Source organism: Nonomuraea sediminis (assembly GCF_018531495.1).
Classification (GTDB): Bacteria; Actinomycetota; Actinomycetes; order Streptosporangiales; family Streptosporangiaceae; genus Nonomuraea; species Nonomuraea sediminis.
In genome coordinates this window covers 165,309-171,799 of the sequence record NZ_JAHDTI010000021.1, presented here as the reverse complement: position 1 = coordinate 171,799, position 6,491 = coordinate 165,309, and the positions used below count along the sequence as shown (strand labels likewise).

Here is a 6,491-nt window from a genome sequence, read left to right as displayed (position 1 = left end):
GATCAAACTCTCCAAAAGATGTTTGAAACCCAGCAATACTTCGCCAAATTAGACGAGGTGTTGCATGAAAATCATGCACTGGCTTTTAACACACTGTTGAGTTCTCAAGAAACGGACGCGTACTCCCCGGAACCGCGAGAGGCGTTCATTTCGTTGTGTCTTTAGTGTTTCAGCCGCTTCAATTTGTGTCAAATTGCTGCGACCCCCACCCACTCCCCAGCAACCCGGACAGCATGAAGCCCGCCGGACAGACCAGAGGAGGTGGGATGCGGGCGTCCAAGGACACCAGGGCGTTCCCGCGAGAGCAACTGTATCAGCACTCGAGGCCCACTCGGTGCCACACACGTAATCCCCTTGTCCTTCCCTCCCCACCGAATCCTCAAACCTCACGTCTCTCACCTACCGCTCAAGCCCAAGCAAGCCGACATCAAGTCATCCGCAATCGCCCCCCGGTACGAAGTACCTACGAGCACACTGCGCCCTTTGGAGGTGTCCGCAATGACACGCTCGGAGTTCGACGACATCCGCGCCTTCCTCAACGACGAGGCGACCAGCGCCGGTGACCTGCTTCGCATCGCCCGGACTCTGATCGACGACCTCGAACACGCCCGGATGCGCGAGGCTGTCCTGCGGACCCACTACCTGCGCCTGCTGACCGCCGCCCGCGCCACGGTCGCCGCCGACACGGTCGGCGCGCCGAACCCGCTCGAGTTCGTCAAGCACGAGCTCGCCGAGCGCGGCCAGCTCCCCGAGGACGGCGAGGCGGTCCAGCGCATCCTCTCCGACGCGCGCACCGCCGCCGCCCTCGTCGCCTGCCTCGAGCAGAACGCCCCGATCCGTCCCAGCGGCATGCGCCTGCGCCGCTGCGTCGGCACCGGCCGCCGCCTCCCCCGCTGACCCCGGACGATCCGGTACGGCATGCCGTACCACCCATGAGGCCGTCAGCCGGGCAGCGAGCGCGGCAGCCCGAACCAGGGCAGCACGCCGTTGTCGAAGCGGACGACGGCGCTGACCCGGTCGCCGGCCAGGGTGAGGACGAGCAGGCCGGCCCCGCGGCGGGTGCCGTCGGGCGCGCGCAGGTAGGTACCGAACGCCGGCTGGCCGTTGGCCCGGGTGGGCACGAGGTCATAGGTCCTGCCCGGGGGCATGACACTCGCGTAGAAGCGGGCTGCGGCGTCGCGGCCGAGGTATTCGAGAGGCACCGGCGGCATGGAGACGCGGACGTCGTCGGTGAGCAGGGCGATCAGCGCGTCGATGTCGCCGGACTCGTACGCGCGGACGAACCTCGCCACGAGCGCCTGCTCGGCGGGTGAATCGGCGGCGGGAGGCGGTTCGCCGCCCGCCGGCAGGCGGCGCTGCAGCCCGGTGCGGGCCCGTTTGAGTGCGCTGTTGACCGACTCGACGGTCGTGCCGAGCATGTCGGCCACTTCGGCCGCGTGGTAGCCGAGCACGTCGCGCAGGATGAGCACGGCGACCTGGCTGCCCGGCAGCACCTGCAGCGCGGTCACGAACGCGAGGGAGATGGCCTCGGTCCGTTCGTAGCGGGCCTCGGGGCCGAGCGGCACGTCGATCCCGCCCTCGAGGAGCGTGTCGGGGAAGGGCTCGAGCCAGACGATCTCGCCGAGCCGGGAAGGCTCGGGCGGTTCGACCTCGGGGATGCCCCACTCCGCGGCGGGGCGTCGGCCGGCCGAGCGAAGCGCGTTGAGGCATCGGTTGGTGGCGATCCGGTAGAGCCAGGTACGCAGCGAGGCGCGCCCCTCGAAGCCGCCGAGGCCCTGCCAGGCGGCCACCAGCGTGTCCTGGAGGACGTCCTCGGCGTCCTGGAAGGATCCGAGCATCCGGTAGCAGTACACCTGGAGCTCCCGCCGATGCGGCTCGGTCAGCTCGCGGAACGCCTCGCCGTCCCCCGCCCGTGCCCTGGTGATCAGGTCGATGGCCACTGCCCCCGCCTCCTCGTCGCATTTCCAGTATGGACACTGGCGGAGGGACGAACTGGGCGGTCGGTGGTCGCCCAGTTCGCCGGCATCGGGGTGTCTGCATGGTCGATGACTCAAGGAGGGTTCATGCGAATCGCAGACAGAGCAGTTCTGGTGACCGGTGCCAATCGCGGGATCGGGCAGGCGCTGGTGGAGGAGGCCCTGCGGAGAGGTGCGAAACGGGTGTACGCCGGTACGCGCCAACCCCTGACGCACGCCGACGATCGTGTCACGCCCCTGCCCCTGGACGTGACCGACGCGGCGCAGATCCGGGCTGCGGTCGAGGGGATGGAGTCTCTCGACGTCCTGGTCAACAACGCAGGACTGGGGGTTCACGACGACCTCAGCGATCCTGCCGCGCTGGAACGGCACCTCGCGGTCAACCTTTTCGGCACCTTCGCCGTGACGCGGGCCTTCCTGCCGTTGTTGACCCGCTCCCGGGGGGCCATCGTCAACATCTCGTCGATCGCGGCGTTCGCGGCGGTGCCGGTGCTTCCCGCCTACTCGGTCTCGAAGGCGGCCGCGTTCTCCCTGTCGCAGTCCATGCGCGCCCTGCTGGCCGCGGAGGGCGTGTCGGTTCACGCCGTCATGGCCGGCCCCGTGGACACCGACATGGCGCGCGGCATCGTCGTCCCGAAGGCGTCTCCGGAGTCGGTCGCGCGAGCCGTACTCGACGGGGTGGAGAAGGGTGAGGAGGAGATCTTCCCTGATCCCCTCTCGGAGTCCATGGCAGAGAGCTGGCGCGACGGTCTGGTCAAGGCACTCGAGCGCCAGAACGCGGGGCTTGTGGCCCAGGAGTGAGCGACGCGATGGCGGTGCTCTGACGCGGGAAGCCCGGCGGGGTGGGGGCTTTGGGGGGAGATGTCGGCGGATGACCGTACGTATACCTGCGCTTTGAGTCGTGGCTGTAAGACTGCGCGTATGTGGCAACGGGGGTTGAACTGGGCGGCCATCGTGCTCGTCGGGGTCTTCGGCCTGACGTGGATAGGCGTCGTGTTGTTCGCCGACGACACCTCCGTGCTCTGGGCGCGCATCGCGCAGGTGGCCTTCGGTCTCCTCCTGGCCGGGTGGGCCGTGCAGAAGGCCGCCATCATGGTCAAAGGCGTGACGTCAAGATGAGTGAGCCGATTTACGAGATAAGCCGGGACATGGGGGATGACCCGCAGACCTCACAGGTCGCCATGTACAGAGACATGCTCCCCCAGCGCCACCGCATCGACGAGATAGACGACGAGGCCCCGCGCGACATCTTCCACTGGATGCACGAGGAAGACTGGCGCGAGACCGACGCGTACAAGGATCCCCTGGTCGAGGAGTCCTACTTCGAGGAGCAGGAGGAGGAAGAGGGCTAGGGCTGGAAGCGGTAGCCCATGCCCGGTTCCGTAAGCAGGTGCTCGGGGTGGGCGGGGTCGCGTTCGAGTTTGCGCCGCAGCTGGGCCATGTACTGGCGCAGGTAGTGCGTCTCCTTGAGGTAGGCGTCTCCCCACACCTCGGTGAGCACCTGGCGCTGGCTGATGAGCTTGCCGGGGTTGCGCACGAGCAGCTCGAGGAAGTGCCATTCCGTGGGCGTCAGGTGGACGCCGCCGGAGATCGTCTTGTTGGACAGGTCGACCGTGTTGTCGCCGATCCGCACCGTGACGGGCTCGTCGGCGGTGGACATACGGCGGGTGACCGCGCGGATGCGGGCCAGCAGTTCGTCGATGCCGAAGGGCTTGGTGACGTAGTCGTCGGCGCCGGCGTCGAGCGCGCCCACCTTGTCGTCGCTGCCGGCCCGTCCCGACAGCACGATGATCGGGACCGCGGTCCAGCCGCGCAGCCCGTGGATGACGTCGACGCCGTCCAGGTCGGGCAGTCCGAGGTCGAGCACGATCAGATCGGGGTGCCAGTCGGCGGCCTGGCGCAGCGCGGAGTTGCCGTCGGGCGCAACCGCCACCTCGTAATGCCGGGCGGCCAGGTTGATGCGCAGCGCACGCAGGATCTGCGGCTCGTCGTCGACGACGAGGACCCGCGTCACCGCGCGCTCCGCAGCGAGACGATCATGGTCAGGCCCCCTCCCGGCGTCTCCTCCAGCGTCAGCGTGCCGCCCATGGCCTCGGTGAGCCCGCGCGAGAGCGCGAGCCCGAGACCCACCCCCGTGTGGTTGTCACGGTCGCCCAGCCGCTGGAACGGCATGAACACCCTCTCATGCGCCTCAGGAGGGATCCCTGGCCCCCGGTCGACGACGCGGATCTCGACGCTGTCCCCGAGCTGCGAGGCGGTGACCAGCACGGGCGACCCGGGCGGGCTGTAGCGGACGGCGTTGGCCATGAGGTTGACCAGGACCCGTTCCAGCAACGCCGGATCGGCCTCCACCTCGGGGAGGTCTACTGAAATGTCCCCCTCAACGCGGTCGCGCAGCTCCCCCAGATCGTCGACGGCGCGCGGGACGACCTCCTCCAGAGCCACCGGCTCCAGGGAGACTCCCAGCACCCCCGCCTGGAGCCGGCTCATGTCCAGCAGGTTCGCGACCAGCCGATTCAGCTTCACCAGCGACTCGTCGGCCGTGGCCAGCAGCTCGGCACGATCCGTGGGAGACCAGGCGATCGAGGTGTTGCGCAGCGACTCGACGGCCGCCTTGGCCGAGGCGAGCGGCGTGCGCAGGTCGTGGCTGACGGCGGCGAGCAGGGCAGTGCGCATCTTGTCCGCCTCGGCCAGCGGCTTGGCCCGCTCGGCCTCCTCCCGCAGCCGCTGCTGGCGCAGCGCCACCGCTGCCTCGGCCGCGAACGCCTCGAGCACCTGCCGGTCGGCCGCGTCCAGCAGTCTTCCCCGTACGGCGAGCACCAGGTCCTCGTCGATGGCCACGTCCGTGTCGGCCACGCCGGGAGACGTGCACGGCGGCCCGCCCGCCGTGGCGACCATCCGCCAGGAGTCGCCGTCGCGCTCGAGCAGCGTGACCGAGGTCAGCCCGTACACCTCGCGCAGCCGGGCCAGCAGCGAGGTCAGCGCCGCCTCGCCGCGCAGCACGTGCCCGGCCAGCGTGGCGAGCACCTCGGCGTCGGCCCTGGCTCGCGCCGCCTCCCTGCTGCGGCTGGCCGCCTTGTCGACGACGGTGCTGACCATGGCCGCCACCAGGACGAAGATGACCAGCGCCAGCAGGTTCTCGGGATCGGCGACGGTCAGCGTGTGCAGCGGCGGCGTGAAGAACCAGTTCAGCAGCCCGAACCCGAGCACGGCGGCGGTCAGCGCCGGCCACATGCCGCCCACCAGCGCCACGGCCACGACCATGAGCAGGAACAGCAGGATCTCGCTCGGCAGGCTGAGGTGTTGCTGTGCGGGCAGGAGGGCGGCGGTCAGCAGCGGCACGGCGACCAGCGCGAGCCCCCACCCCCACGCGCGCCGCCTGAGGGTGAGCGCCGCGGGCGAGCGAACCGGGCGGCGTCCCTTGCTGACCTGTTCGTGGGTGACCATGTGCACGTCGATGGGCCCGGACAGCGCGGTGGTGGTCACGCCCACGCCGCGCGAGATCAGCTGGGCCATGCGGCCGCGCCGGGAGGCGCCGAGCACGAGCTGGGTGGCGTTGACGCCCTTGGCGAACTCGAGCAACGACCGCGGGATGTCGTCGCCCACGACCTGGTGGTAGGTGCCGCCGAGCGACTCGACCAGGGCCCGCTGCCTGGCCAGGCTCGCCGGGCTCCCGCCGTTGGCCAGGCCGTCGGATCTGGTGACGTGGACGGCCAGCAGGTCGGCGCCCTTGCTGCGGGCGGCGATGCGGGCGGCCCGCCGTACCAGCGTGTCGCCCTCCGGGCCGCCCGTCAGGGCGACCACCACCCGCTCGCGCGCCTCCCAGGTGCCCTCGATGCCGTGGTCGGCGCGGTAGCGGTCGAGCTGGTCGTCGACCTTGCCGGCCAGCCAGAGCAGCGCGAGCTCGCGCAGCGCGGTGAGGTTGCCGACGCGGAAGTAGTTCGACAGCGCGGCGTCGACTCGCTCGGGCGGGTAGACGTTGCCGTGGGCCATCCGGCGGCGCAGCGCCTCGGGCGACATGTCGACCAGCTCGATCTGGTCGGCCCGCCGTACGACCTCGTCGGGGACGCGTTCGCGCTGCGGGACGCCGGTGATCTGCTCGACCACGTCGTTGAGCGACTCGAGGTGCTGGATGTTGACGGTGGTGATGACGTCGATGCCGGCCTCGAGGATCTCCTCGATGTCCTGCCAGCGCTTGGGGTTGGCGGAGCCGGGGACGTTGGTGTGGGCGAGCTCGTCGATCAGGGCGAGCTTGGGCTTGCGGGCCAGCACCTCGTCCACGTCGAGCTCGGTGAACGTGCCGCCGCGGTGGAGCATCGTCCTGCGCGGCAGGATCTCCATGCCGTCGAGCAGGTCGGCGGTGCGGGCGCGGCCGTGGGTCTCGACGAATCCCACGACCACGTCCCTGCCGCGCTCCTGGGCCCTGCGGCCCTCGCCGAGCATGGCGTACGTCTTGCCCACACCAGGGGCGGCGCCGAGGTAGATGCGCAACGTGCCCCTGGTCATACGTCCAGG

At 69.9% G+C, this 6,491-nt stretch carries 7 protein-coding genes; 4 read left to right on the top strand and 3 right to left on the bottom strand.

The window, feature by feature from the left end:
* Positions 1-498: 498 nt before the first annotated feature.
* Positions 499-897: a hypothetical protein gene (locus tag KIK09_RS52820; RefSeq protein WP_214327187.1), complete on the top strand. Its 399-nt coding sequence runs from the start codon at positions 499-501 to the stop codon at positions 895-897.
* A gap of 44 nt (positions 898-941) precedes the next feature.
* Here KIK09_RS52820 and KIK09_RS52815 read toward each other — a convergent pair whose 3' ends face one another.
* Positions 942-1,940 carry a sigma-70 family RNA polymerase sigma factor gene (locus tag KIK09_RS52815; RefSeq protein WP_214327186.1) on the bottom strand — a complete coding sequence of 333 codons (999 nt, stop codon included), beginning with the start codon at positions 1,938-1,940 and terminating at the stop codon, positions 942-944.
* A 123-nt stretch (positions 1,941-2,063) separates the two neighbouring features.
* On the opposite strand from KIK09_RS52815, the gene KIK09_RS52810 reads away from it, so the two are divergent.
* From KIK09_RS52810 to KIK09_RS52800, 3 genes are all read left to right on the top strand, one after another.
* Positions 2,064-2,777 (top strand): SDR family NAD(P)-dependent oxidoreductase, encoded by a 714-nt coding sequence (locus KIK09_RS52810; RefSeq protein WP_214327185.1) that lies wholly within the window; start codon positions 2,064-2,066, stop codon positions 2,775-2,777.
* A gap of 120 nt (positions 2,778-2,897) precedes the next feature.
* Positions 2,898-3,095: a hypothetical protein gene (locus KIK09_RS52805; protein ID WP_214327184.1), complete on the top strand. Its 198-nt coding sequence runs from the start codon at positions 2,898-2,900 to the stop codon at positions 3,093-3,095.
* A gap of 29 nt (positions 3,096-3,124) precedes the next feature.
* Entirely contained in the window at positions 3,125-3,328 is a 204-nt protein-coding gene (locus KIK09_RS52800; RefSeq protein ID WP_214327183.1) for a hypothetical protein, read from the top strand.
* Here KIK09_RS52800 and KIK09_RS52795 read toward each other — a convergent pair.
* The gene (locus tag KIK09_RS52795) at positions 3,325-3,990 is read right to left on the bottom strand and encodes a response regulator (protein WP_214327182.1); all 666 of its coding nucleotides are present in this window, start codon (positions 3,988-3,990) and stop codon (positions 3,325-3,327) included. The two genes, KIK09_RS52800 and KIK09_RS52795, sit on opposite strands and share 4 nt — an antisense overlap.
* Complete coding sequence (locus tag KIK09_RS52790; protein WP_214327181.1) at positions 3,987-6,482, bottom strand: DUF4118 domain-containing protein; 2,496 nt, start codon at positions 6,480-6,482, stop codon at positions 3,987-3,989. The genes KIK09_RS52795 and KIK09_RS52790 overlap by 4 nt, the downstream gene beginning before the upstream one ends.
* Positions 6,483-6,491: the final 9 nt, after the last annotated feature.